Here is a 26,833-nt window from a genome sequence, read left to right as displayed (position 1 = left end):
GATTTGCTATAGCACACATATCGCATGTGTGTTACATAGATGGCTGATTCAATAAAAACAGGCAGAGATTCGCCTTCACGGCGGCTCATCTGTCAGTCATCAAATCGTTCGAATAATAAACATCTGGGTTTATCTGCGAACACCAGTTGGGGGCAATATGTCTTTATCCTCGAAACTCGCCGTTGCTGCGCTGGCGGTCAGCCTGGCCGCTTGTGGCGGTTCATCCTCCTCCAGTCGTTCCTCCGGTTCTGGAGGCGGCGGGTCCGCTACCGATCCCCTTGCCGGGCGTATTATCGACAGTCCTGTACAGGGCTTGCGCTACGTGACGAGCCCCGGCTCGAGAGCCGGTATCACCAACGTGAACGGGGTGTTTGATTATCTGCCCAGTGATGCGGTGAGCTTCTCTATCGGTTCTCTGATGTTGGGGAATGTGCCTGGCGCACCCTTGGTGACATTGCTTGATCTGGTGGATGGCGCCCGCGCCGCGGCAGACAGTGGCGCGACCCTCGATGAGGTGTTTGCCAGCTATCCGCAGGTATTGAATATTGCCCGCTTGTTGCAATCACTGGACGTGGACGGCGATAGCAGTAACGGTATCCAGGTGCCCTTCGAGGCCAATGCCATCGCGGCGAATTACGCCAGCCAGCTCGACTTTTCCGACCCGCAAATGTTCGCGTCGGATGACAAGCCCGCGGTGCAGTTTGTGTGCGACGTGAAGCAGAGCCGTGGGGCCAATATTTGTAGCGCCGACGATATTCAAACGGCAGCGGCCGCCGAGGCGGAAGTACGCGACACGGAAGCCCAGCGCAACAGCGGTACACCGATTAACTTGCTGCCCACGGTTCAGGTGGGGGCAGATATCTCCGCTCAAGAAGGTGCGACGGTCACCCTTGCCGGGATTGCCAGCGACGAAGATGGCAGCGTGGTGAGCCTGCTTTGGCAACAGAGCAATCGCAACGGTGTGCCGGTCGACAGCGGTATTGAACTGACCGGCGCTGATGGCAATCAGGCCAGTTTTGTCGCGCCGGAAGTTGATGAAGACCGGATTTTCTATTTTACCCTGACAGCTACCGACAATAGTGATGAGTCAGCCTACGACATTATCGCCGTCTCTGTGAGCGACAGTAGCGGCGGCAGCAATATTCCGCCGACCGCCGATGCCGGTGAGGATCAAACGGTGACCTCGGGTGACGATGTCACCCTGGATGGCTCCGCCAGCGCCGACAGCGATGGCGCGATTGCATCGTATCTCTGGGAGCAGTCCATCAGCGGTGACGAGCCCAGCGTTACGCTGACAAACGCGGACATCGCGCAGGCGAGTTTCACGGCGCCGACGGTTGAAGTGGCTACCCAGCTGACCTTCCGGCTGACGGTCACTGATGCTCAGGGCGCCAGCAGCAGCGACGAGCAAATTGTCACGGTGCAGCCCGGTGATACCCCCGCCAATCAGGCGCCGACTGCCGATGCGGGTGACGCGCAAAATGTCTCCAGCGGTGATCAGGTGGCGCTGCTCGGCAGCGGGAGCGATCCCGATGAGGATGTTGTCACCTTCGCCTGGGAGCAGCTGGAGGGCAGTGCTGTCACCCTGGAGAATGCCGATCAGGCCGAAGCCAGCTTTGTTGCACCGGATGTCAGTGAGCAAGAGGTGCTGACGTTCAAGCTGACGGTCTCTGACGGCGAGCTGAACGCCTCGGCGCAGGTAGCGATTACGGTAACGCCGTTGCCTACCTGTGACGCCACTGATCCGACGACTTATGCCCAGTGCTTTGTCGCCTGTACCGATGGCGACGTGGCAACGGCCTGTCCGCTGCCCTACGAGGAGTTTATTCCCGATGACTTCTCCGGCTTCGAGCAGATTGCCGAGGAGTTCGAGAATTGCGCCGACATGGATCCAGAGACCTTGTGCCTGCTGCCCATTGAGGAGTTCCCGGAGTTTCCGGGCGAGCCTTCTGAACTGTTGGGTCAGTTGTGTGAGGACGCCAGCGATCTGCAACAATGTTTTACCAGCGGTGTGGACCGTCTCTGCAGTGCCTTCGACCCGTCATCCGCAACGCCATTCTGCGCTGATGGTGGCGAGCCATCCGATCCGGAATTTCCGATTGATCCCGCGCTGCTGTTCGGCGAACTCTGTGACGATATCAGCGATCCGGCACAGTGTTTCAGCGACGGCGTCGCCGCCTTCTGTGAGGCCTTCGATTCCAGCAGCCAAACCCCGCTCTGCGGTGGCGGCAGCGATCCCACGTTCCCTGAATTTCCGCTGGACCCCGGCTTGCTGTTAGGCGAGCTGTGTGAGGACGTGAGTGATGTTCAGCAATGTTTTGCTGACGGTGCAGCCGGTCTGTGCGAGACCTTCGATCCGGATGCAGAGACACCCTTCTGCGGGGAGCCGAGTGAGCCCGGAGAGCCCTCGCTGCCCTTCGATCCGGCGGATCTGTTTGGCCAGTTGTGTGATGACAGCAGTGATGTTCAGCAATGCTTTGCCGACGGCGTAGCCGGTCTGTGCGAGACCTTCGATCCGGATGCAGAGACACCCTTCTGCGGGGAGCCGAGTGAGCCCGGAGAGCCTTCGTTACCCTTCGATCCCGCCGACCTGCTCGGGCAGTTATGCGACGATACCAGCGATCTACAACAGTGCTTTACCGACGGTGTGGCCGGTATCTGTGACACCTTCGATTCGAGTGGGCAGACGCCGTTCTGTGGTGAACCCAGCGAACCCGCGCTGCCCTTCGATCCGGCGGATCTGTTTGGTCAGCTATGCGAAGACAGCGGTGACCTGCAACAGTGTTTTGCTGACGGTGTCGCCGGTTTCTGCGCTACCTTTGATCCCAGCGGGGCGACGCCGTTCTGCGGCGAGCCGAGTGACCCAAGCTTCCCGCCCGAATTCCCCTTCGATCCCTCTGAACTGCTGGGTGCCCTGTGTGAGGATGCCAGCAATCCTCAGCAGTGTTTCACCGACGGTTTGAACGGTATCTGCGAGGTCTTCGATTCCAGCGGACAGACGCCCTTCTGCGGCGAGCCGACGGATCCGCCAGAGTTGCCGTTCGACCCCGAAGAACTGCTGGGTGAATTCTGCAGCGATGTGAGCAATCCGCAGCAGTGCTTTGCTGACGGTCTCAACGCCTTCTGCGGGGCCTTCGATTCCAGCGGTCAAACCCCCTTCTGCGGTGAGCCGAGCGATCCCTCCATTCCAGAGCTGCCGCTTGACCCTGCGGCGCTGCTCGGTGAATTTTGTGAGGACAGCAGCGATCTGCAACAGTGCTTTGCCGAGGGTGTCGAGGCGGTGTGTGCCGCGTTTGATTCCAGCGGGCAAACCCCGTTCTGCGGAGAGATGACTGAGCCCACGTTCCCCCCGGAGCTGCGCTTTGATCCCGCTGTTCTGCTTGGCCAGCTCTGTGAGGACGTCAGCAATCCCCAGCAGTGTTTTACCGATGGTGTTGCCGGACTCTGCGAGACCTTCGACGCCGAGGGTGCAACCCCGTTCTGTGGCGAGGGCGATCCCGCTGAGCCGCCAGCCTTTCCGCTGGACCCTGCGGTACTGCTCGGGCAGCTCTGCGAAGACGTCAGTGATCCTCAACAGTGCTTCAGCAGCGGTCTAGACGGACTGTGCAGTACCTTCGATCCCAACGGCCTGACGCCGTTCTGCGGCGAGCCGAGTGATCCGTCTATTCCCGAACTGCCGATTGATCCCGCCGATTTACTGGGCCAGTTCTGCGAAGACAGCTCGGACCCGCAGCAGTGCCTGACTGAAGGGGTTGCCGGACTCTGTGGCGCTTTTGATCCCGACGGTTTGACGCCGTTCTGTGGTGGCGCAACGGACCCTGGTCTGCCGCCGGAGCTGCCGCTCGATCCGGGAAGCTTCCTCGGACAGCTGTGTGAAGATCAGACGGATCTGCAACAGTGTTTCGCCGACGGCTTCAGTGCAGTCTGCGAGACCTTCGACCCTGAAAGCGCCACGCCATTCTGTGCTGGCACGGGGACGCCCGAGTTGCCCTTTGATCCCTCCGAGCTGCTGGGCCAGCTCTGTGAGGACAGCAGTGATCCGGCGCAGTGCCTTAGCAGTGGTGCCGAGGGTCTGTGCGCGGTATTCGATGCCGAGGGGCAAACGCCACTGTGTGGCGGTGCGGCTGAGCCGGGCGAACTGCCGGTCGATCCCTCCGAGCTGTTGGGGCAATTGTGCGACGATGTTGCGAACCTGACACAGTGTTTTGCCGACGGTGCCAGCGGAATCTGTGAGACCTTCGATCCCGACGGTGCGACCCCGTTCTGTGGCGGCGCGACCGACCCGGAACTGCCGGAATTCCCCTTTGACCCCTCCACACTGGTGGGGCAGCTTTGCGAGGATGTCAGCAGCCCGGAGCAATGTTTTACCGACGGCGTTAACAGCGTCTGTGAGACGTTTGATGCCGAAGGGCAAACACCCTTTTGCTCGGGTGACGGCATTCCTCTGGACCCCGCCGCGCTTCTCGGTCAGTTCTGTGAGGATGTCAGTCAGCCCGAACAGTGCTTTACTGATGGCGCGGCATCACTCTGTAATGCTTTCGATCCCGAGGGGGCGACGCCATTTTGCGGTGAGCCGAGCGATCCCACAGAGTTCCCGCTCGATCCATCGGTACTGCTGGGGCAATTGTGCGAGGACGCCAGTGATCCACAACAGTGTCTAACCGATGGCGTTGCAGGCTTGTGTGGCAGCTTCGACCCCGATGGTCTGTCGCCATTCTGTGGCGAGAGCAGCGATCCTGCATTGCCCTCAGAGCTTCCGCTGGACCCCGACCTTTTATTGGGTGAATTGTGTGGTGATGCTTCCAGTCCCGATCAGTGCCTCAGCGACGGGGTTGCCAGCATCTGTGAGACCTTCGATCCGGACGGCGCTACGCTGTTCTGCGGTGCCTAGCACCGCTTAGCCCCTCTGTCCCGGAGCCGCCTGCAAGTCAGGCGGCTTTCTTGTTTTTGGCCCATCGCTTCGCTGACATCACGACGGTGAGTTTTGCTGAGTGCGGAATTACTTGGCTGCTCTCAGCGTTGCCAGCAACTGTTTGCCGGTATCAGAGATCAGCGCCTGCGCTGACAGATAGGGCTGCCTCTCTTCCTGAGTGGCGGGCACGGCATGAATTCGCGCTTCCGGAAAATCTTCGCTCAGCGCTTCGGTGACGCTGGCAACAAAGCGTTGGGCGATGGCGGCGGAGGCGGTGCCGGGGGCGTCGGGCAGGGCGATGGCGAAAATCGCGTCTGAGATCCGGGCGACCAGATCGTCGCGCCGGGTATGGCGGTCCAATACGCGCGCGACGTCGGCGAGCAGTTGATGGCTGCTTTCGTCGCCGCGTTCCCGTGCAATGCGGGGGAAATTGCTCACACTGAGCATAACCAGGGTCAGCGGCTGCTGGTCGTACTCACCGTTGTTCAGGGCGTTTTGCAGCAGCTCGGGAAACGACGCGCGATTGTACAGTCCGGTCAATGGGTCAATGGCATCGCTGACCTCCTGAACATCGGCTTCGCGGTGTAGCTTCGGTGCGGGTTTGGCCGGCGCCCGAAAAGCCGCGTCAACCAGCCGGGGTTGCAGACGTTCACGGCTGAGCTGGGCAATGCGCTCATAGGCGCTGCGTTCTATGCCAAGCCGTTGTGCCAGGGGGGCGAGCTCCGAAAACACATTTCGATAGATATGCAACTGCATGGCGAGCTGACCATCCTGCCATTGCAGGCCATCAATACACTCGCTGTGGAGTTGCCGAAGAATAAGGTCGGGGTCGTTGCTGAAGGGCAGGTCGGCCATTTGCGAGGCGATACGCGCAATGCAGCCCAGCCTCTCTGTTTTGCCTTTGCTCAGCGGCGGTTCACTTAAATGACTGAGTGCGGCGGCCTCCGCGAGCGCATCGGCGAGCCCCCATTGACGCATCACGGCGGTACTGATGGCCGCATGGTCACAGCCGAAGTATTCGCTTTCCAATAATTTCAGGTCGGTATGGGACTGCCAGTGCTGGGCAATCGAGGCGTAGAAACCGGGTTCCAGCGTATCGATCACCAGCATGCCGATATCCTGGAAGCTGGCGATAAAAATCGCTTCATCAACGGCAATGTCTTCTTCGCGTTCGGCGATCAGTCGCGCAGACACCGCGCAGAACAGTATCCGTGCCCAGAAGCTGTTGTGACGAAGGCCGTTGAGCGGCTGTTTTTTGTAGCTGTCTATCAGGCTTGCGGCGAGCCCGAGAATGGCGATACTGCGACTGCCCAGCAACACGGTGGCGCGGCGGATATCGACCAGTGGGCGTTTTGGGTTGAAGACCGGGGAGTTAATAAAGTTCAGGGTGTCCTCGGCCAGGCCGGGAGTATCGCTGAGCAGATGAACGAGTTGCTCCGGTGCGATGTCCTGCTCGCGCAGCAGATCGACAAGCAGCGGGATAACCGGCAGTAACGCCGGTAAGCGCGGATCCGAAAGGTCCAGTGAATCAGTTTGACCATACATCGTTGTGGGCCTGCCGCCTGGGTAGTTGTCGATTATAGAGTAGACCATACCAGCGCGGTGATGCGGGGTCAGCAGCTTGTCCGCGAATCCCGCTTTTTGACCGATGATAACGGTTCACCCGGCTCTTTGGCCGGGATAGTATGGGGCAAAAGAAAAACACTCGGAGACCAATAAGAATGACCCCAATGATGATGAGTCAGCTCACCATTACCGCCATTATGGAACACGCTGAGAAAGTGAACGGCAATACCGAAATCGTTTCTGTAACGGCGGATCATCCCCGGCACAGTTACCGTTATCGGGACGCTTTTCGCCGCGTGCGGCAGTTGGCGAATGTGCTTTCAGAGCTGGGGGTCGAAGCGGGGGATACCATCGGCACGCTGGCGTGGAATGACTACCGTCACCTGGAAATCTACTATGCGGTGTCTTGCAGTGGCGCCATCTGCCACACCATAAACCCGCGCCTGTTCCCCGAGCAGATTGAGTACATTGTTAACCACGCGGATGACCAGTGGATTTTCATCGACCTGACCCTGCTGGGGATTATCGAGCCGGTCAAAGAGCTGTTGCCCAAGGTGAAAGGCTATATCGTGATGTGCGAAGAAGCCTCCATGCCTGAAACCAGCCTGCCCAATGCGCACTGCTATGAAAGTCTGCTGGCAAAGGCCAGTGATGAATTTAGCTGGCCGGAGCTGGACGAAAATACGCCGTCAGCACTGTGCTACACCTCTGGCACCACCGGCCATCCCAAAGGGGTAATGTACACACACCGCTCCACCATTCTGCACAGCTTTGCCAGCATTGCACCGGACGTGTTTGGCATGTCGCTGCGAGATGTGGTGATGCCCATCGTGCCGATGTTCCACGTCAATGGTTGGGGTCTGGTGTACAGTGCGCCGATGGTCGGCAGCAAGCTGGTGATGCCCGGACCGAAGATGGGTGACGGCGAGACACTGTGCTCGCTGATCAATCAGGAAGGCGTCACCATGTCTGCCGGGGTGCCGACCGTGTGGCTCGCGCTGCTGGACTACCTCGCCAAGTCAGGCAAGACCGTGGATTGCCTGAATAAAGTCACCGTTGGTGGCGCGGCCTGCCCCTATAAAATCATGGAAGAATTCAGCGAGAAATACGGCGTGGAAGTGCAGCAGGCCTGGGGTATGACCGAGATGAACCCGCTGGGCACATACAACGGCGGTATGCCTCACGAGCTGGACTCGCTCAGTGAAGAAGAGCGCATCAAAATCAAGCTCAAGCAGGGCCGTCCCACCTTTGGTGTGGATATCAAAGTGGTTGACAGCGACAACAATACCCTGCCGTGGGACGGAAAAAGCTCCGGGGCGGTGAAAGTTCGTGGCCCGTGGATCGTTAATGAATATTATGGCTATGACGGTCAGACGCTCGATGATGACGGCTGGTTTGAAACCGGGGATGTCGCCTGTTTCGACGAGCATGGCTATATGCAGATTACCGACCGCTTGAAGGACGTGATCAAGTCCGGCGGTGAGTGGATTAGCTCCATCGATCTGGAAAACTGTGCGGTAAACCACCCCAAGGTGGCCGAGGCCGCTGTGGTGGGGATTCCCCATCCCAAGTGGAGCGAGCGGCCATTGCTGCTGGTCATCCTGCAGGAAGGCCAGACCATGGAAAAGCAGGAAATGCTGCACTGGTTCGATGGCAAGGTCGCTAAGTGGTGGATTCCGGAAGACTGCCTGTTTGTCGACAGCCTGCCCCACACGGCGACCGGCAAGTTGAGCAAAAAAGATATTCGTGAGACCTACAAGGATTATCGCTGGCCGGATGAAGCGTAAACTGTGCCAGTGAACAAGCCGCCTTGTGCGGCTTTTTTTATGGCGGGATTTTTTTTGTCTGACGAGATGTTCTTGTATGACGGAATGTTTCAGGGGCTGTCTCGCGCTGGCCAGAGTATTGAACGATGACTTTTCATGAACAGTGATAGCGCCGTAAAAACGCCCCACTTCAGCTTGATGCCGCTGATGTTCCAGAACTTTAGCTGCACACTGGCCATCATGGCCTTTGTTGCGCTGGTGGGGCCGGTGGCCAGCATCCTGTCGCTGGAGGCCTGGCATATTGGCGTTGCGATGACACTGGGTGGCTTCACCTGGATATTCTGCGCACGCTGGTGGGGTGGTCTTGGCGACCGTCACGGTCGGCGGCGCGTCATGCTGCTGGGGCTCAGCGGCTTCACGGTCAGCTACTTTCTACTCTGCCTGTTTATCGACCTGTCGCTGGAGTGGTTGCTGACCCCGCTGCTGGCGTTCGGCGGTATTGCGCTCGGGCGAGTCATTATCGGTGTGTTTTATGCGGCGGTTCCGGCCTCTGCGGCCGCCATGGTTGCCGATAATCTGCCCGCCAATGAGCGAGCGGGAGCCATGGCGATGCTGGGCGCGGCAACCGGCGCGGGGATGGTGGTCGGCCCCGGCTTTGTCGGCTTGCTGGCGCCCTATGGTCTTGGCCTGCCCATGTACATCACGGCACTGCTGCCGCTGATCGCGCTCTGTGTGGTGTGGTGGCGACTGCCGGACCAGCCCCCCAGAGCCACGCGTGCCATGCCGTCACCCTCGCTGCGCGATCCGCGTTTGCGAGCGCCGATCGTGGTGGCCTTCGTCGCCGCATTCTCGGTATCGATTGCTCAGGTCACCGTCGGCTTCTTTGCTCTGGACGTGCTGCAGCTCGACGCCTCGGCGGCGGCACAGGTCGCGGGTATTGCGTTGACGGTCGTCGGCGTGGCGCTGGTGTTGTCACAGACCTTGATGCGCCGCCTAAGTTGGGAGCCCCTGAACCTGATTCGAGTGGGCGCAGTGATTGCCGCCGTCGGTTTCGCGGCCACCGCGCTGGCGGCCAGTGACTGGGCGCTGTGGGTCTGCTTTGGTATCGCCGCTGCGGGTATGGGCTGGGTGTATCCCTCGGTATCCGCGTTGGCGGCCAACGCGGTGGAGTCCAGCGAGCAGGGAGTGGTTGCCGGTACCGTCAGTGCCGCGCAGGGGGCGGGGGTGATTGTCGGGCCGCTGGTCGGCACCCTTGTCTACGCCCTCAATGCGGTCGTGCCCTATGTGCTGGTGGCGGCAATGCTTTTACTGGTCTCTGCGTTCGCGACCCGGCTGGCAAGAGTGTGAATCATGGCTGCCTACAGTGAACTGACGCTGACCTGGCATCCGCCGGAAAATGCCGGAGGGGAGGCGTCACTGGGCGTGGAGATCGGTGGGCAGTCACTGATTGAACGGGTATCTGCCCAGTTAGCCGAGCCCGACCTCGGTCTGCGGTTTCTGCCGCACAGTGATGTTGCCTGGTATTCCCTCGAAAGCTGGCGACAGAGCGCCGAGGACGGACAAAGCCGACGGATCATCCTGTTGGGATGCACCTGCGGCGATGTGGATTGTGCGCAGTTGTGGGCCGATACACGCTGTTTTAACGGCTGGGTTCACTGGCGGCTGGGCGGTTGGCCCGATTCCGAGGAACGCTATGCCGAGCTGCCGCGCTGGGTGTTTGAGCAGCAGGCCTATCAGGCACAACTGGCGTCCCTGTCGCGCTGATTCCCGTCCGGCAATGAGGAAGCCTCGCCGGGCGGGTCGCCGACCGTGCTGCTACTAATGATGCGCCTCAGTTCTTGCCGAACTCGGCCGTGGCGGTGACGTCCCCTTCAAGCAATATCGAGCAATTGGCGCTGGCGCCCACACAGCCCGATGGCGCAAGCCAGCCGATAAACTGGTCGTCCGTCGATAGCGGTGTGGCGCTGATCGTGACCGACGTGCCGCTGGGGTAGGCCGCACTGCAGGAGCCCGTTGAACAGTTCAGTTGCAGTTGATCATCGATGACGGTGCCCTCGCCATCGCCGGTGAGGGTAACCGTCAGCGTGGCATTGTCTTGATTGCTCGCCTCGATAAACGTCACCACCGCTTCCTGTGCTTCGTCCATCGTCACGGTGCAGTCGCTGTTATCGGCGGTGCCGGTACAGGCGCCGCTCCAGCGCACGATGTCGCCGTCGTTGTTGGGAACGGCGTAGAGCGAAACCTGACTGCCGCTGGTATAGGTCTGCGAGCAGGGCGAGCGCGCGTTATCGCAGCCCAGCAGCTCCATATAGTCCCCGGCAGAGCCTTCCCGCCCCTCAACCCGCAACGTCAGCGTGAAGGAGCGTACGGTTTCCCGGAAGCTGGCGCTTACACTGCTGTCGGCGGCAATGGCAAAGTTGCAGCTTGTATTGCTCGCGGCAAAGGCGCAGTCGCCACCCCAGCCAACAAACTCGAAGCCGTCCTGCGCTTCGGCCTGCAGAGTCACTTGGCTGCCGTCAGGGTAGGACTCCTGACAGACTGCGGTGCCCGCTTCGTCCTGTTCGCAGCCGATAATGCTGCCGGTCCCGGTGACCTGACCGCCGGTGCTGGTTACGTTCACGTCGAGGTCGAAGAGACGGTCGAAGTTGGCGGTGATGCTGCGCGCCTGATCGAGGGTCAATGTGCATTCATCGCCTTCACCGGCGCAGACATCGCTCCAGTTGGCGAAGACAAAGCCATTGGCCGCCGTTGCATTGAGGGTGACGGATTGCCCCAGGGCGAAATCTTCCTGACAGTCGCTGCTTGCAAGCTCACTGCAATCGATGCCGGCGGGTGTACTGACCACCTCGCCTTGCCCGTCGATAGTGATCGTGAGCGGCGCGGAGGAGCCAAAGTTAACCCCTACGCTGCTGTCCTCGGTAATACTGAGGGTGCATTGATTGCCCTGCGTGCCTGCACAGGGGCCGGTCCAGCCGCTCAGCGCCATCCCCGCGTCGGCAATGGCGGTGAGTACAATGTCACTGCCGGACGAAAATTTCGCGCTACAGGGGCTGTCAGGTACTGCGGTATCGCAGTCGATCCCCGTTGGATTGCTGACTATGCGGCCGTCACCATTCGGCGCGACGGTCAGTGTGGGTGACTCGACAAAATACGCCTGCTGACGCAGTGAATCGTCGGTATACACCTTGAATGAACACTCACTGCCTTGTTGGTCGCCTTCCTCACAGGTGATGGGGAACCAGGAGGAAAACTCCCAGCCTTCGGCGGCGTCTGCCCGCAGCACCACGGTTTCACCGTCGCTGTATTGTGCGCTGCACTGCTCGTAATCAGGGCGCTCCTCGTGAGAGCGGCGGTCGCAGTTAATGTTGCCTGCGTCGTCGGTCACTGCCCCAAAGCCCTTGATATACGAGACGAGTACCGAGGGTGGCAGCGGAAATTCGACGCCGAGATAGGGTTTCGCACTCAGGTCAACGATGCCCGCGTCGGCCCGCTGAATACTGCAGCTAGCGGTGTTTTCACAAGGCTGTGTGCTGCTGACACCGGCGGGCAGGTACCAGTTCACAGCGATGGCTTCACCATTGCGACGGGCTTCGAGCGTGAGGGTTTCTCCGGCGGCGATGCGCAGATTACAGCTCTCGCCCTCCGGACAGCTCAGTCCGCCAACGCTGACCGTATCGCCAGCCTGGCCCTGTGCTTTCAGCCGCAACTGATAGGCACAGGAGTTAAGGTAGTCCTCGGTTTCCCCGCCTTCGTAAACGCGCGGGCTGTCGGCTTCAACGTCGGTAATGGGGCTGCCGGTTAACATCAGGCGGAGATAGCCCTGACCGTGCACCAGCACATCGCTGTCGGTGCCGCCGCTGCCGATGACGTCGTCGAGCAGTACATAGGCGTGGCTGACTGGCCCGTAGCTGGCACGCCAATCATCGACGGCAATGTTCTGGCCCACCCAGTGCGAACTGTCGAAGGTAATGGCATGGCCGTCTTCGGCATTGCCCTTGCCGTCGATGTCCAGGAGATCGCCAGCCATCTGAAAGACCTGCAAATAAACCGTTCTGGGACTGCGTCCCGGCACCGGCTTGTAGCTGACCTTCACCCAGCTCTGGGCACCGCAGCTCAGCAGCGCATCGTCGCTGCCGTCGCCAATGGCGGGCTCGAACTTGCCGGAGACATCGCGGCCCAGCCAGAAGTCGGCGTAGTTATTCCCGGTATTAAAGGCGATTTCCGGCCGCAGATGCTTCTGCTGACGGCCCGCATTGGCGTCGTTGAAATCGGGCAGGCCCACGCGATAAAACAGCGCGGCGGAATAGGCAGAAAAATGCGGTGCCGAGAATTGCAGCCTCACCTCGCCGCTGTAGCTACCCGCTTGAATCGAGGCCAGTTGTGATTCCGCAATGGCGTCGCCCTGTTCGTCGACCAGTACGCCACTGGCTTCGTCCTGCCATAGCCCGGTGTCGGGATTGTAAGACACCATGCCCACGTCAATCTGTTGGTTGCCGGGGGTGATGTCCTGATAGCGAGGCAGCACATCCGGGTCGATGTCGACCGTCATGGTCAGCGGCGGGCTGAATTGGCGAAGGCGGTTGCCATCCTGATCTGCCGCGGCAAACCACCAGTAGCCGCCAGAGGAAAACGCTTCGTCGGCCGTTGCACTCTCGCCGGGGAATGCGCTCAGATCGTCGCCGCTGTAGCTTGCCGCCCACAGGGTGCTTGTCGCTTCCGGCAAGCCGCTGACGGCGATGTCTTCACCCTGCGCCTCACCGTTGCTGATGACCAGTGCTGACCGCTCCAGGTTAGGAAAGACAATATCCGACAGCTCGCTACTGCGCTCGCCCTGCACATCGACCACACGTCCCTGACTGAGGCTGGCGCCGTTATCGAATACCGCATCGACGCGAATGCGATAAAGCTGCTGGGCGAGGTCAAACTGAAAGCGCCCCTGTGCATCGCTGACCGTCGACGCGGCCAGCTCATTATTGGCGTTGTACAGCGAAATCGACAGATCGCTCAGTGGCTCGCCGGAATCCATACGCACACTGCCGTTGACCACCGTGGATGTCGGCGTGTCGGAGTTATTGCTGGGCGAGGGGCTGTTGCTGTCGTTACAGGCCGTCAGCAGGGCGCTGGCCAGCAGAAGGTGGGCGAGGTGTCGTGGTGTCATGATCGTCTTCCTGGTTGGGCAAATGCGCAGCAGCCCTGCAGAGGGTGTCCGCCGGGCTGCAAGCGGCCATGCTGTGGCTTGCCTTCCTGTGGCGTTGGGGTTGCGGCGGTCGCGCAAAAACCGGCTTCGCCGCGAATTTGCCGAGCGTGTTGGCCGCGATAGCGGAGCCAGTATTGTGGTTGAAGCGGCGAGGGGAGCAAGCGTGCCGCTGGTGCGTAACGCTTGTGCTGCTGAAAGAAAGTGCGGCTAAATCAACAGCCTAGGGCACTTGCTCACAGCGAGTCTGCGGATGGTAAAAACTGGTAAAGCCGTGGAACGATGCTCAGCCTTCAATGAATACGCGAGGATTCGCGGTGCGCAGCGCCTCAACGCGTTCAAGCAGATTTTGCAGCTCTATACCAGGGGCATTGAGGTGTTGTTCCACAAAGCGCGCGGTGCTGATGACCCGGTCGACATTGGGGCGCTTGGGCAGCGAGCTGAGCGCGGTGTAGCGGTCGAAGGTGCGGGAGCGCGCCGTGCTGCCGTCGAGTTGAACCCGCCATTGTCCGGAGTGCTCGGCGAGGTGAAGACGACTGTGTCCCGCGTCTTCCCAAAGCTTGATGGCTTCTTGCAGCAGGGCGACCAGCAGGTCGCGCGGGCTGTGTTGCGCCGATTTTTCCGGCCACAGCAGCAGGCGTCGCTGCCCCTGAAGTGGCAGGTTTAACTCGGCCTGCTCAATCCCTTCATTCATTGCCAGCCTGCCCGCCTCGTTGCTCAGCAGTTGTTCGCCGTGGGTATTGCTTACCACCACGGGACGTTCGCTGTTCAACAATTCGCTAATGATCTGGTCCTGCTCCTGCTGTTCAAGGCGGCGCATCCAGCGGCGTCGGTAGTTATCGCGCAGGGCCAGTTGACCGGCGGCGCGGTTGCACAGTTCCAGCGGCTCGCAGGGCTTCACCAGAAAGTCGTTGGCCCCGAGCAACAGCGCGCGTTGCTGATCACTCTCGGCCTGCCGGGCCGACAGCACGAGGATAGGAAGATGGGTGGCGCTGTAGCGCTGGCGCAGCAGCTCCAGCACCTCGAACCCGGAGGCCTCGGGCATCATCAGGTCGAGGATCAACAGGGCGGGTACGCGGCTGTCGATCAGTGACAGGGCGTGGTCGATGCGACTCTCGGTGAGTACCGGGTGCTCCAGTGGCGCCAATAGCTGAGCGACGGTTTCGAGAATACAGCCGTCGTCATCGAGGACCAGAATATAGTCCTCGTCCGGCGGGCTTGATTGATCGACGGTCTGCTCAATCGCGGGCGCGGGACGGGGCGCCGGGATGGCGTTTTCCATCGGGCTGACAGACGGACTTGCCGTTGCCTGCGGCAGGGCAAAGTGACAATCCGTCCCCTTGCCGGGGGTGGAGTCGATCTCCAGCGCCGAGCCGTGGGCGTGGAGAATGCCGTGGCTGATCGGCAATCCCAGCCCCACCCCTTCGCTGGCAAGCTCACCCTGCTGATAGCGCTGGCGAGCCAGTCGCAACTGTTTGCTGTCCATGCCCGGACCGGTGTCGCGCACGCCTATGCGCAGCTCGCCGCCCGGTGTTTGTACTTCTGTTTGTACTTCGGCGTAGAGGCAGATTTCGCCTGCCGGGGTGAACTTCACCGCGTTGCCGAGGAGGTTATACAGCACCTGCCTCAGGCGCTTCGGGTCGGCCATCACGTACAGGTCTTCAGCGGGCAGCGCCAGTCGGATTTCCAGGTCCCGGTGCCGGATCACCGGCGAAAAGAGCTGTTGCAGGGTTTCAAATTCGCCGCGCAATGACACCGCCATCGGCTGCACCTGTATGCCCTGATGACGCATACGCGTGAGGTCCATCAGATCATCGACCAGTAGGGCCAGCCGCCGAGCCGTGTCGCCGATCAGTCCGGCATTGCGGCCGCGTTGATCCTGGGTCTGGCTGTCCAGCCCGGCCAGTCCGATGATGGTTTGCAGCGGCGTGCGCAGTTCGTGAGAGGTGTTGGCGAGAAACTCATCTTTTACCGCTTCCGCTTGCTCCAGTTGCTGCACCAGTTCCATGGAGCGCTTGTGGGCGCGGGCGTTGTGACGGGCCAGCAGCAGCCCCTGCCAGACCAGGCAGACCACCATGCCCGTGGGGCCGAGATTGCCCAGGTACTGGCCCTGAAAATCCACCACAATATCGCGCATCACGGTGATAAACAGAATGCCATACACCGCGGTGAGAGAGAGGGCGCCGGGCCGTCGCTGCCGTGCGGCACGGAAGGTGGCGAACAGGATATAACCCGACATCAGCAGGGCTGCGCTCTCCATTGCCCAGAACAGCACGGCCAGAGGGCGGCTGGGCAGCAGCAGGCTTCCCAGCAGGAAGACGACAGTAATGGCGCGCCAGTATTGTCGGGGGCGGCGATGAAACTCATCGGGAAAGAGCTGCGCGCTGAATTCGCTTAAACCGAGAATGGCGAGGGGAATCATCGCCCAGCGCAAATGCAGGTCGGGAGCCAGATGCCACGGTGCTAGCAACAGGCTCAGCCACTGTTCGCCGCCAAGGCTGGAAAAAACCGCCACCGACAAACAGGTTAATCCGAAGAAAAGCTGGGCGGCATAGACACGCCGCGCGGCGGCAAACTGGCCGAGCTGGATAAAGGCCATCAACACCAGCAGTCCGGACTGAAAGCCTTCAATGGCCAGCTCTCTGGCCCGCCATTCATACATGTCATCGGCCAGCCCCAATATGGGGGGCGAGCGCATGCCCCCGGCAATGAACTGCTGGTTGGCAACATCGACTTCAATCAGGCTCTGGTCGCCGCTGGCATAAAACTGGGCGTAGTGCGGGTAGCATTCGTCGTGCCCGGAAGCACTGTATCGGCCGGTTGCCAGCAACTCGCGACCGTTAACCCGCAGGCGATAACTGTCGTAGGGGCGGGGCAGGCGAATGGCCAGCGCGCGGTCAAGCTCGCCGTGGTTCACCGTCAGGCGGTAGTGCACTTCGGCATCGCCGGGCACCCGGGCTTCTGCCAGCCGGGTATTGTGCCAGGTGCCGGGCACGTTGAGCTGCCCGCTGGCGTCGCCACTCTGTGCGCACCACTGACCTGCCAGCGCGGTCATCGGCGCAGCGTTCGCATCCCATTGAAACTGGCACGGCGAGTCTGCTGCCAGCAGCGATGGCGCAAAGAGTGCGGTAAGGAATAAAAAAAGCCATGCCGCGATGTTGTTGGTTAAGGCGTTATTGTTCACAGCAATGCACAGGGCACTTCGCGAACAAAGCGGGAAGCGCAGCAAGTCGGGTTAGAACGGTGGCACCATCATAGCGAAGCGGTTCTGACTCTAGCAATTGCAGAGCGCAGAACTGTGCAGGCTAGCTCAACATTGCGGCGACAGGCTTGACTGGCCCTCGGTTCGACGAGGGCGGCGAGTTATACCTTGCTCATTGCCTGGAGGCTGAATTTGTAGGCGTCATATCTATAGGCGCCATATCGCGCCTTAATTTCACTGTGTTTTGATCCAATACGGCGCAGCGTTTGCTGCGTCTGCACCAGTGCAACGCATGTTGTTGGATTGCGCGGCGTTCCCGAGAATCCAATAAATCCTTTCTCCGCAACAACTTACCCCGCTTTGCCTAATTGGCACGAGGCTTGCGAAATGTAAATCACTCGAGGCCAAGGCTGGCTTCGATCGACATTGAGCGTATCCGGATAAAGGCGTCCGACACTGACCTGCAACAAGCGGGGTAAGTGCGGGCGCTTTTTTTATGCGCTTTGGGCGGCTTCAAACCATTTATCGAAAGTAGTGCATTAAACGCTGAGCGAGGCTAATTCTATGGCTTATTTAGTTCCTTCCGAGTTCGTGACCAAAATGGTCGACGCGGGTGAATCCAAGGTTCACATGTCCACCCGCGATACCCTGATTCGCGGTTATATGGCGGGTGCCATTCTGGCACTGGCGGCGGTGTTTGCGGTAACCGTGGCGGTGCAAACCGGGGTGTTTCTGATCGGCGCGATTCTCTTCCCGGTGGGCTTTTGCATGCTCTACCTGATGGGCTTCGATCTGCTGACTGGCGTCTTCATGCTCACGCCATTGGCCTGGCTGGATAAGCGCCCCGGCGTCACCCCCTCACAAATTTTGCGCAACTGGGGGCTGGTGTTTGTCGGCAACTTTGCCGGTGCGTTTACCGTGGCGGTGATGATGTCTTACATCTTTACGATGGGCTACAACACCGACGGCGGCGCGATTGCCGAGAAAGTGGCCAGTATCGGTGAATCGCGTACCGTGGGCTACGCGGCCTACGGCATGGACGGCTGGCTCACCATTTTCATTCGCGGCATGCTGTGTAACTGGATGGTGTCGATGGGCGTTGTCGGCGCGATGATTTCCACCCATGTCAGTGGCAAGGTACTGGCGATGTGGATGCCCATCATGCTGTTCTTCTTTATGGGCTTCGAGCACTCGGTGGTGAACATGTTCCTGTTCCCCTTCGCGATGATCATGGGCGGCGAATTCTCCATTGGTGATTACTTCTTCTGGAATGAAATCCCCACCGCACTGGGCAACCTGGTTGGCGGTCTGGCGTTCACCGGCCTGACTCTCTACACCACGCATGTGCGCACCGGCGCCAAGCGCAAAGTGGCTGCCGCACCGGCTGCCAAAGCGGCGACGACCTCTGCATGAACCGTCCCACCGCCCCGGCCAGTGTCGCCGGGGCAAACGTGGCAGCCACACCGCCGCGACTGCAACTGAGTGTCGGCCAGTATTCCGATAAGGGGCGCAAGGCCGACAATCAGGACGCCTGCGCCGCGAGGATTCCCCCCGAGCCCCAGCTCAGCCTCAAGGGCGCTGCCGTTGCCATCGCCGATGGCATCAGCTCCAGTCCGGTCAGCCAGATTGCCAGTGCGAGTGCCGTGCAAAGCTTTCTCGATGACTACTTCTGTACCTCCGAAGCCTGGTCGGTACGCACCGCCGCCGAGCGGGTGATCGCCGCCAGCAATTCCTGGCTGGTATCGCAAACCCGCCGCAGCGAATACCGCCACGATGCCGACCGGGGCTATGTCTGCACCTTTAGTGCGCTGGTGATCAAAGCGGCTACGGCCCACCTGTTTCATGTGGGCGATGCGCGCATTTATCGCCTGCAAGCGGGCGAGCTGGAACAGCTCACCAAAGATCATCGCCTGCGTATATCCCGCGAGGAAAGCTATCTGAGTCGCGCGCTGGGCGTGGAGGAACCGCTGGAGATCGACTACCGGGCACTGCCGCTGCGTGCAGGTGATGTCTTTCTGCTGGCGACTGACGGTGTGTATGAATACCTCGATGAGGCCACCGTGCGGGCGGCGCTCAGTGAGGCCGACGATCTCAATGACAGTGCTCGCCGCTTGGCGACTACAGCGCTTGAGCGAGGCAGCGACGACAACCTCAGCGTGCAGTTGCTGCGTGTGGATGCCTTGCCAAACCCCGACGCGCGGGATCTGCATTTACTCGCCGAGGCGCTGCCGCTGCCGCCGGTGCTTGAGTCAGGCGATGTGCTGGATGGCTATCGCATAGAGCGGGAGATTCACGCCACCAGTCGCAGCCACGTTTTTCTGGTGGTCGATACCGACAGCGGCGACAAATACGTGATGAAAACGCCGTCGATAGATCTGGCGGAAGACCCCGAGTATCTGGAGCGCTTTCTGCTGGAAGAGTGGATTGCCCGGCGCATTCACTCGCCCCATGTGCTCAGCGTGCCGCCGGTCCGCCGTCCGCGAAGCTGCCTGTACACCCTCAGTGATTACATCGAGGGCCGTACGCTTACCCAGTGGCTGCGCGACAATCCCGAGCCCGATCTCGAAACCGTGCGGGATATTATCGAACAGGCCGCAAAGGGGCTGCGTGCTTTTCATCGGCTGGAGATGCTGCATCAGGACCTCAAGCCCGACAATCTGATGATCGACGCTGCGGGCACGGTCAAAATTATCGACGTCGGTGCGACGCGCGTGGCGGGCATTGTTGAATCGCAATTGACGCCGCATCAGCCCGAGTTGCTGGGCACAGCCCTTTACGCGGCGCCGGAATACTTTCTCGGCGAGGGCGGCAGCCCGGCGTCCGATCTCTACTCGCTGGGCGTGATTGCCTACCAACTCCTGTCCGGTCGTTTTCCCTACGGCCCCACCGTAGCGCGCGCCAAAAGCCTCAATGCCCAGCGGCGTCTGCGCTACCTCTCCGTGCGCGATGAAGACAGCGAGCTGCCCGCGTGGCTGGACGATACCCTGAAAAAAGCCGTGCATCCCGATCCGGCAAAACGCTATCGGGAACTCTCGGAATTCCTCTACGACCTGCGCCACCCCAATCAACAGTTTCTCAACAAAACCCGGCCGCCCCTCATTGAGCGCAAACCGGTGCAATTCTGGCAGGGCGTCAGCGCGTTGTTGCTGGCGTTCGTTGTTTACCTGTTAAGCCAATGGCCCAACTCACCCTGATGCTAAGGAGCACACCATGATCACATCCCGTGAAACTGTCACCCAGATGATCCTCGCCGCCAAAGTCAGCAAAGGGATCAAGTGGAAAGACGTTGCCGAGAAAGTCGGCCTCTCCAAAGAGTGGACCACCGCCGCTTGTCTCGGCCAGATGGCCCTGAACGAAGAGCAAGCCGCTGTTATCGGCAGCCTGTTTGATCTCAGCGACGAAGCCATTGCCTGGCTGAAGATTGTGCCCTCCAAAGGCGCGCCGGGTATTCCCACCGATCCGCTGCTCTATCGTCTCTACGAAATCGTCAGCGTATACGGCGGCTCCATGAAAGAACTCATCCACGAAGAATTTGGCGACGGCATTATGAGCGCCATCGACTTCTCGGTAGATATCCAGCGGGAAGCAGACCCCAAAGGCGACCGTGTCAGCGTAGTGATGTCGGGTAAATTCCTGCCCTACAAATCCTACTAGCGTGGCGGAGGATAGGTATATTCCGCATTATCCACTTGGGCTGGGCGCCGCGTATGTAATTTATCCTGCCCGAGTGGAGACGCCACCATGTACCTCGTCCGCCTGATCTATACCAGCCAGCCCACCGAACATTTCAAACCGGAATCCATTGAAGACATACTCGACGCCTCGCGCCGCAATAATGGCCCGATGGCCGTTACCGGCCTGATGTACTTCAACCAGCACTACTTCCTGCAATGCCTGGAAGGCTCCCGCTCCAACGTCAATAAAATCTACCACCGCATCCTCAACGACAAACGCCACCGCGATCCCATCATCCTCGACTACCAGGAAATCGAAGCCCGCGACTTCTCCGCCTGGGAAATGGGCTACCTGCCCGAAATCAAAGCCACACGAGAAAGCTATAAGCGTTACTCACCGACGGGGGAGTTCAGCCCCTACCATATGTCGGGCGAGAGCTGTCATAAGCTGATGGTGGAGCTCAAGGGGATGTGAATCGCCCCCAGTTTGCTAGCCGTGCTGGAGTCCGCTGAGAATCCATACGTATCTCTACTGGCCAGAATCTGCTTGGCAACTGGCGCTAGATGGGGGGAGGCTGAGAAAATTACGCCCAGGATGGTGAGGGCAGGACAAATTAGATTTTCACAAACGAAGTCAGGTAAAAGTCGAAGTGTGCCCATATCTGAAAAGCTAGAGACTGAAATTGTTGAGCACCTGAAAATTCATGGTCATTTTACCAGCTCGATTACAGCTTTTCGTCGGGCGCTAAAGCGTTCAAAAATTGAGTTACCATGAGGGCAGGCAGCTCACGCTCTTCGTCACAGTTTCGCAAGTCATTTTATGATGAATGGCGGGAACATTCTTACTCTTCAAAAAATGCTGGGCCATAGCACTATTGTTATGACTATGCGGTATGCGCATTTATCCCTTGATCATCTGAAGGAAGCCGTCAAGCTAAATCCTCTAGAGAAAATCACGACCGTTGGATTTAGAGCGGAACAATGTCGTCGGACAAGTTCATTGGAATTGTAAATGGATGGGGATGGGCCTCATCAACTCGGAATATTACATGTGACTCCAATGATTCGGCTTCATTATCGTTGGTGATGAATTTTGTGTGGACGATACCATCTGATTCATTGCCAGGATATTTGGGATCTCTTCCGGTTTGATAGTATGGAAAGCCAAAATGATAATGGTAAAGTAGGTTCGTTTTAGCAAACCTAACCATTGCATTCCTCATTGGGCATGCGCTTTCGAATGGTAACTCCCAGCTAGGCTTATATTTCCCTTCGAGCTCGCTGACAGTGTATCCAAGCCGGAGTGGTTTAATAAAATTGTCGAAGAGCTTTCTTAGCAGAGTGTCATCTTTGTGTTGCAAAGACAGTAATGCGGTTTTACTTATGTTAATGGTGACTGAGCACTCGGACATCCTTGCCGATTCCTTTTGGTTACCCTTGCTTTATCCAGGCTACGAACTCATCAGCGGTACTAATATTGCCTGGCACCTGAACAATGTTTTCAGGAGTCGCGCAGTCGGCGCTGGAGATGTAACTGTCGAAATATTCTTGGTTTGGCATCTTTCCCTTGAAAAAACTGGCTAACTCTTCTTTGCTTATAACTGTGCTGTCGCCCGACATGCCGTCAGGGCTATGCCCAAGCCATGCAGCTTCTTTGTGCGTCATCTCGCGAAGAGTCCATGCTCCTTTGTGCCCAAACGTGTTGACAACATCAGAAATTAATTCCTTCTGAATTTCGTCAAAAACGTCTTCATCAAACGCTGTAGGCGCAGGAATAGAATTGCGCCCAAATTGCTTGTATTGATGATAAAGAGAGTCCACCACTGGCCCGTGATCCCATGCCACAATCTCTTCTTCAAAGAGAGGTTTGCCTGTGACGCCCAAGCTGAAGCCTTGGCAGTAATACACAAGTTTTTGCAGCTTCAGATTAGAAACTGGGATTCCTGCTCGACTGGCTAGATGAAGGATATAGGCTGAAACGTCTTGAAATGTAGTCATTTCTTCCCCCTTCAATTCTGTCAATGTAACCGTCATAAACATTTCGACCTTCAATGTCGTACATGCGTTCCATGCTTTTGGAGCGGGGATTCTGTGCGAAATGTAGCATTTGTCAATACAAAATGCGATGGGAATAGTACCTACCGTATAAGGCTGTAAATAGTTTTAGCTTTTAATATACATATAAATCAATGGGTTGATGTGTATAAAAGTTCTTAAGGGGTACGTATGAATAGAAATATTGGTTTTTAATTAGGCTGGGTGGAAGGAAAGTGGAAACACTTACATGATTTTCCATGTAAGTGTTTGTTTTTTATATCTAAAATTGGTGGAGCCGGGGGGAATTGAACCCCCGTCCGCCCGTCCGCTGCTCAGGGCTCTACATGCTTAGTTTCCGTTTATTGATTTAGCCTTCTGCAGCCCAACGGTCAGGACGCAGTCAGCGAGTTCTGTAAAAGTTTAACAACGCGGCCCAGAGCATACCTTGTTGCGATCCCATTCTATATGACAGTCCTTCGCGCGGTATGGGCACCTTGCTGGGACTGCTAGCGGGGTTTAAGCCGCTAGAGCGTAGTTGTCGTCGTTGGCAACTATATAGAGTACAGCTTTGGATTAACGTGATTGGCTGTCATCACGGCATGCACCACAGAGTTTTGTAACCGGCGTCGAATCCAAAACGGCCCCAAATTCTGCAACGGTTAATCCTAACAGTTACCGGGCGCGGACACTAGCCGGTTTGTGCGTCGGCGGGCTGTTGGCTGATAACGTCGAGCTGGATGTTAAGGCATTTGCGCAGCAGCTCCGCTTCGTCGTCGAGGTCGGCGGCGGTGAGGGGGTTGGCGTCGAGCCAGTGGCTGGGGATGTGGAGCTGAATCTGTTCGGGGGCGGGGCTGCTGAGCTGGATGTCGTCGGATAAGCGCACGGCCTGACGGCGGCGGTAGAAGATGCAGGCCAGTCGCAGCAGGCAGACCATCATCCAGTCCGGGGTGACGCCGTAGGTGCTGATATCCAGGCTTTTGGGTTTGCGGCGGTGGTTGAGCACCAGCACGCTGAGTCGCGCCTGTTCCTGCCGGGAGAAGCCGGGCAGGTCGGCATTGCTGAGGATGTAGGCGCCGTGTTTGTGGTAGCCGCCGTGGGCGACGGCCAGGCCGAGTTCGTGGAGTTTGGCGGCCCAGAGCAGCAGTTTTTCGGCTTCGGTGTAGTCGCTGTTCATGCGGTCGGCGAGCATCGGCAGCCAGCGTTGGCAGAGTTCGGCCACACGCTCACCCTGGGCGGGGTCGATGTGGTACTGCTCGATAAGCTGGCGGATGGTCTCGTCGCGTTTGTCTTTGTGGTGCAGCCGCCCGGCGAGGTCGTACACAATGCCTTCGCGCACGGCGTAGTTGGAGATATGCAGTTCCTGTATGCCCATTTCCTTGAACAGCGCATAGAGCACCGCAAAGCCGCCGGGGAAAACATCGCGCCGCTCGTCACTCAGGCCTTTGAGTTGCAGGCTGCTGGTGTGCTCGGCGTTCAGCAGTTGTTCCTTGAGGGCATTCATGCCGTCGAGGGTGATTTGTCCGGCGTCGCACAGGCCCTGTTCGCTGAGGATCTTGCTGATAGCGCGAATGGTGCCGGAGGAGCCGACCACTTCCTGCCACTGGTCGCGGAAGCCTTCCACGTAGGGCGAGATTAACTGGCGGGCGGCATTGACGGCCTTTTTGAAGAGTTTGTCGTTGATGTTGCCGTTGGGAAAGTAGTGCAGGCTGTGGCTGACGCAGCCCATGGGCAGGCTTTCCAGCAGGCGGGGCTGTTGGCCGCCCGCGACCATTTCGGTGGAGCCGCCGCCGATATCAATGACCAGCCGTCGGCGGTCTTCAATGGCCAGATCGTTGGCGACGCCGAGGTAAACCAGTCGCGCTTCTTCGGTACCTGAAATAATATTGATGGGTGTGCCGAGGATGGCTTCGGCCCGGGTCATAAACTCGCTGGCATTTTTGGCGGCCCGCAGGGTGTTGGTGCCTACAATGCGGATTTGCGAACGCGGGACACCGCGCAGGCGGTTGGCGACTTTTGCCAGACTGTCCAGCGCGCGCTGCTGGGCTTCTTCGCTGAGGACGCCGTTATCGTCGAGACCGGCGGCCAGTCGAACCATGTCTTTGTGGCGGTCGATGATGCGGAGTTTGTCATCCTGGAAGCTGGCGATAAGCAGGTGGAAGCTGTTGGAGCCGAGGTCGAGCGCGGCGAAGGAGTCGCTGTTTTGTGCCATGCATTTTGTCCCTTGTGAGCAGTTAGTTTACGACCTGTCACTGGCAAATGCGACCACTGAAATATGTCACTAAAATGACATGCATAACCGTTAGGCTGTTGCGCGCATACAAGTGCTTTAAACGTTGTCAGGGTAGGAAAATATGAGCGAAATGACCGCTGAACAGGCGTGGATTGCCAAAGAGCTGAGTTGGCTTTCTTTTAACGAGCGGGTGCTGCAGGAAGCGGCTGATCCGTCGGTGCCGATTATCCAGCGGATTCGTTATCTGGGCATCTTCTCTAACAACCTCGATGAATTCTTCCGGGTGCGGGTGGCGGATGTACGTCGTCTGGCTGCGTTTTCGACGCCCTCCAAACAGGAGGACTACAAGGCGCTGATGGAGGAAATTCATCAGAAAGTGCTGAAATTGCAGCGCCGTTTTGATGCCACCTACAGCGCCAACCTGAAGGAATTGCGCCGTCGCAAAATCTACATTGTGAACGAGCGCCAGCTCGATGAGGCGCAGACGGAGTACGTGCGCGGCTATTTCCACAGTCATATCCAGCAGGAGCTGGTGCCGATTCTGCTGGACGATGCCAACCCGATGCCGGAGCTGAATGACGCGTCGATCTATCTGGCGATCAAGCTCAGTTATGAGGGTCAGGTGCGCTTTGCGCTGCTGGAAGTGCCGACCACGCGGATCGAGCGCTTTGTGCGGATTCCCGGTCGCAAGGGCAAGCGCGGCAAGGTGCTGATTACGCTTGAGAACATGATTCGCGTGTGCCTGCCGCAGGTATTTCGCGGGATTTTTCCGCTGGATTCTGCCGAGGCCTACACGGTGAAGCTGACCCGCGACGCCGAGCTGGAACTCAGCGAAGAGGTGACGCAGACCTTTGTGGAGAAGATGACGCAGAGTCTCAAGCGCCGCCGCAAGGGGGATCCGGTACGCTTTGTGTACGACGCGCAGATGCCGAATGATTTGATGGAGTATCTGGTGAAGCGGCTGGGGCTGGGTCGCCTCGACTCGATGATCCCCGGTGGGCGCTACCACAACTCCAAAGACTTTATGCGCTTCCCTAATCTGGGGCCGGCGTATCTGGATGCGAAGGCGCTGCCGAAAATCCGGGTGCCGGAAATTGACGCCGCTGACAATATTCTGAGCTGCATGCGGGAGCAGGATATTCTGCTGTTCTATCCCTATCACAGCTTCGATTACCTGACGGACCTGCTGAAAACTGCCGCGATTGATCCGGCGGTGAAGTCGATTCGCATCAGCCTGTACCGGGTGGCGTCGAACTCACACGTTGTCGATGCGCTGCTGAACGCGGTCGCCAACCACAAAGAAGTGACGGTGGTGGTGGAGTTGCAGGCGCGCTTTGATGAAGAGGCCAACATCGCGCTGTCGCAGCGTCTGACCGATGGCGGCGTGAACGTGATTTTGGGCGTGCCGGGCTTGAAGGTGCACAGCAAGCTGATTTCGATCAGCCGCCAGGAAGGGAATCTTCAGAAGTACTACACCCACGTGGGCACGGGTAACTTCAACGAGAAGACGGCGGAGGTGTACACCGACTTCAGCCTGCTGACCTACGATCAGGCGATTGGTGATGAGGTGGCCAAGGTCTTCGACTTTATCGCCTATACCTACAAGCGCCATGAGTTTAAGCATCTGGCGGTGTCGCCGCTGAACAGCCGCGAGCGCGTGCTGGATAATGTGCAGGGCGAAATCGATGCGGCGCGGGCGGGCAAGGAGTGCGGCATTACGCTGAAGTGTAACAACCTGGTGGACCGCGAACTGGTCGATAAGCTGTACGAGGCCAGTCAGGCGGGGGTGCCGGTGCGTTTGATTGTGCGCGGCATGTGCTCGCTGCTGCCGGGTGTGCCGGGCGTGAGCGAGAATATTGAGGCGATCAGTATTGTCGACGGCTATCTGGAGCACCCGCGGGTGTATATCTTCCGCAATCGCGGCAAGCCCAAGTACTACATTTCCTCGGCGGATTTGATGACGCGCAATATCGACTTCCGGGTGGAGGTGACCTGTCCGGTTTACAGTCCGGTGCTGCAGAAGCGGATTCAGAACATCATTGATATTCAGTGGGCCGACAATGTGAAGGCGCGGATGATCGATGCGTCGCAGAGCAATGATTTCCGTCCCCGCAAAAAGAGTTCTGCCAAGGTGCGTTCACAACTGCAGATTCACAGCTATCTGGCGACAGGCAAGTTGCCGCGACTGCCCAAGCTGGACTACCGTCCCAGAGTGAAGCTGAAAAAAGGCAAGAAGTCGAAGAAGGGCTGAG

At 58.7% G+C, this 26,833-nt stretch carries 14 protein-coding genes, 1 other RNA gene and 1 pseudogene; 10 read left to right on the top strand and 6 right to left on the bottom strand.

Annotated features, from left to right (window positions below):
- The first annotated feature begins 157 nt into the window (after positions 1–157).
- Positions 158–4,891, top strand: a complete 4,734-nt coding sequence (locus AC5DB9_RS00540) for a PKD domain-containing protein (protein WP_272993121.1) — start codon at positions 158–160, stop codon at positions 4,889–4,891.
- Positions 4,892–4,999: 108 nt separating this feature from the next.
- Here the strand turns inward: AC5DB9_RS00540 and AC5DB9_RS00535 are convergent, their stop codons facing one another.
- Entirely contained in the window at positions 5,000–6,457 is a 1,458-nt protein-coding gene (locus AC5DB9_RS00535) for a GGDEF domain-containing protein (RefSeq protein ID WP_272993124.1), read from the bottom strand.
- 185 nt (positions 6,458–6,642) lie between these two features.
- Here AC5DB9_RS00535 and AC5DB9_RS00530 point away from each other — a divergent pair, with 185 nt between their 5' ends.
- The 3 genes from AC5DB9_RS00530 (at position 6,643) to AC5DB9_RS00520 (ending at position 10,008) form a co-directional block, all read left to right on the top strand.
- The gene (locus AC5DB9_RS00530; protein WP_414711326.1) at positions 6,643–8,265 is read left to right on the top strand and encodes a long-chain fatty acid--CoA ligase; all 1,623 of its coding nucleotides are present in this window, start codon (positions 6,643–6,645) and stop codon (positions 8,263–8,265) included.
- A 135-nt stretch (positions 8,266–8,400) separates the two neighbouring features.
- Positions 8,401–9,591, top strand: coding sequence for an MFS transporter (locus AC5DB9_RS00525; protein WP_022958556.1), 1,191 nt, complete (start codon positions 8,401–8,403; stop codon positions 9,589–9,591).
- Between the two features lie 3 nt (positions 9,592–9,594).
- Positions 9,595–10,008, top strand: coding sequence for a hypothetical protein (locus tag AC5DB9_RS00520; protein ID WP_272993130.1), 414 nt, complete (start codon positions 9,595–9,597; stop codon positions 10,006–10,008).
- Between the two features lie 67 nt (positions 10,009–10,075).
- On the opposite strand, the gene AC5DB9_RS00515 is transcribed toward AC5DB9_RS00520, so the two are convergent.
- Both AC5DB9_RS00515 and AC5DB9_RS00510 read right to left on the bottom strand, forming a co-directional pair.
- Positions 10,076–13,402, bottom strand: a complete 3,327-nt coding sequence (locus AC5DB9_RS00515) for an InlB B-repeat-containing protein (protein WP_273009026.1) — start codon at positions 13,400–13,402, stop codon at positions 10,076–10,078.
- Between the two features lie 322 nt (positions 13,403–13,724).
- Positions 13,725–16,493, bottom strand: coding sequence for an ATP-binding protein (locus AC5DB9_RS00510; protein ID WP_273009028.1), 2,769 nt, complete (start codon positions 16,491–16,493; stop codon positions 13,725–13,727).
- Between the two features lie 711 nt (positions 16,494–17,204).
- Between AC5DB9_RS00510 and AC5DB9_RS00505 the strand changes: the two genes are divergently transcribed.
- From AC5DB9_RS00505 to AC5DB9_RS00485, 5 genes and pseudogenes are all read left to right on the top strand, one after another.
- Positions 17,205–18,053: a formate/nitrite transporter family protein gene (locus AC5DB9_RS00505; protein WP_022958552.1), complete on the top strand. Its 849-nt coding sequence runs from the start codon at positions 17,205–17,207 to the stop codon at positions 18,051–18,053.
- Entirely contained in the window at positions 18,050–19,834 is a 1,785-nt protein-coding gene (locus AC5DB9_RS00500) for a bifunctional protein-serine/threonine kinase/phosphatase (RefSeq protein WP_272992356.1), read from the top strand. Before AC5DB9_RS00505 ends, AC5DB9_RS00500 begins: the two co-directional genes overlap by 4 nt.
- Before the next feature lie 16 nt (positions 19,835–19,850).
- Positions 19,851–20,294 (top strand): cyanase, encoded by a 444-nt coding sequence (cynS, locus tag AC5DB9_RS00495; protein ID WP_272992357.1) that lies wholly within the window; start codon positions 19,851–19,853, stop codon positions 20,292–20,294.
- Positions 20,295–20,381: 87 nt separating this feature from the next.
- Positions 20,382–20,789: a BLUF domain-containing protein gene (locus tag AC5DB9_RS00490; protein ID WP_272992359.1), complete on the top strand. Its 408-nt coding sequence runs from the start codon at positions 20,382–20,384 to the stop codon at positions 20,787–20,789.
- Between the two features lie 321 nt (positions 20,790–21,110).
- Positions 21,111–21,326 (top strand): annotated as a pseudogene (locus tag AC5DB9_RS00485) (tyrosine-type recombinase/integrase); the annotation flags it as partial.
- A gap of 419 nt (positions 21,327–21,745) precedes the next feature.
- Here AC5DB9_RS00485 and AC5DB9_RS00480 read toward each other — a convergent pair.
- The 3 genes from AC5DB9_RS00480 to ppx form a co-directional block, all read right to left on the bottom strand.
- The gene (locus tag AC5DB9_RS00480; protein WP_273009030.1) at positions 21,746–22,312 is read right to left on the bottom strand and encodes a Panacea domain-containing protein; all 567 of its coding nucleotides are present in this window, start codon (positions 22,310–22,312) and stop codon (positions 21,746–21,748) included.
- Between the two features lie 326 nt (positions 22,313–22,638).
- Positions 22,639–22,996, bottom strand: a transfer-messenger RNA (tmRNA) gene (gene ssrA, locus AC5DB9_RS00475).
- A gap of 43 nt (positions 22,997–23,039) precedes the next feature.
- Positions 23,040–24,560, bottom strand: coding sequence for an exopolyphosphatase (gene ppx / locus AC5DB9_RS00470; RefSeq protein ID WP_272992364.1), 1,521 nt, complete (start codon positions 24,558–24,560; stop codon positions 23,040–23,042).
- Between the two features lie 142 nt (positions 24,561–24,702).
- Between ppx and ppk1 the strand changes: the two genes are divergently transcribed.
- The gene (ppk1, locus tag AC5DB9_RS00465; RefSeq protein WP_272992366.1) at positions 24,703–26,832 is read left to right on the top strand and encodes a polyphosphate kinase 1; all 2,130 of its coding nucleotides are present in this window, start codon (positions 24,703–24,705) and stop codon (positions 26,830–26,832) included.
- The last annotated feature ends 1 nt before the right edge of the window (position 26,833 follow it).

Source organism: Spongiibacter sp. (assembly GCF_984394615.1).
This window is presented reverse-complemented; position numbering and strand designations above follow the sequence as displayed.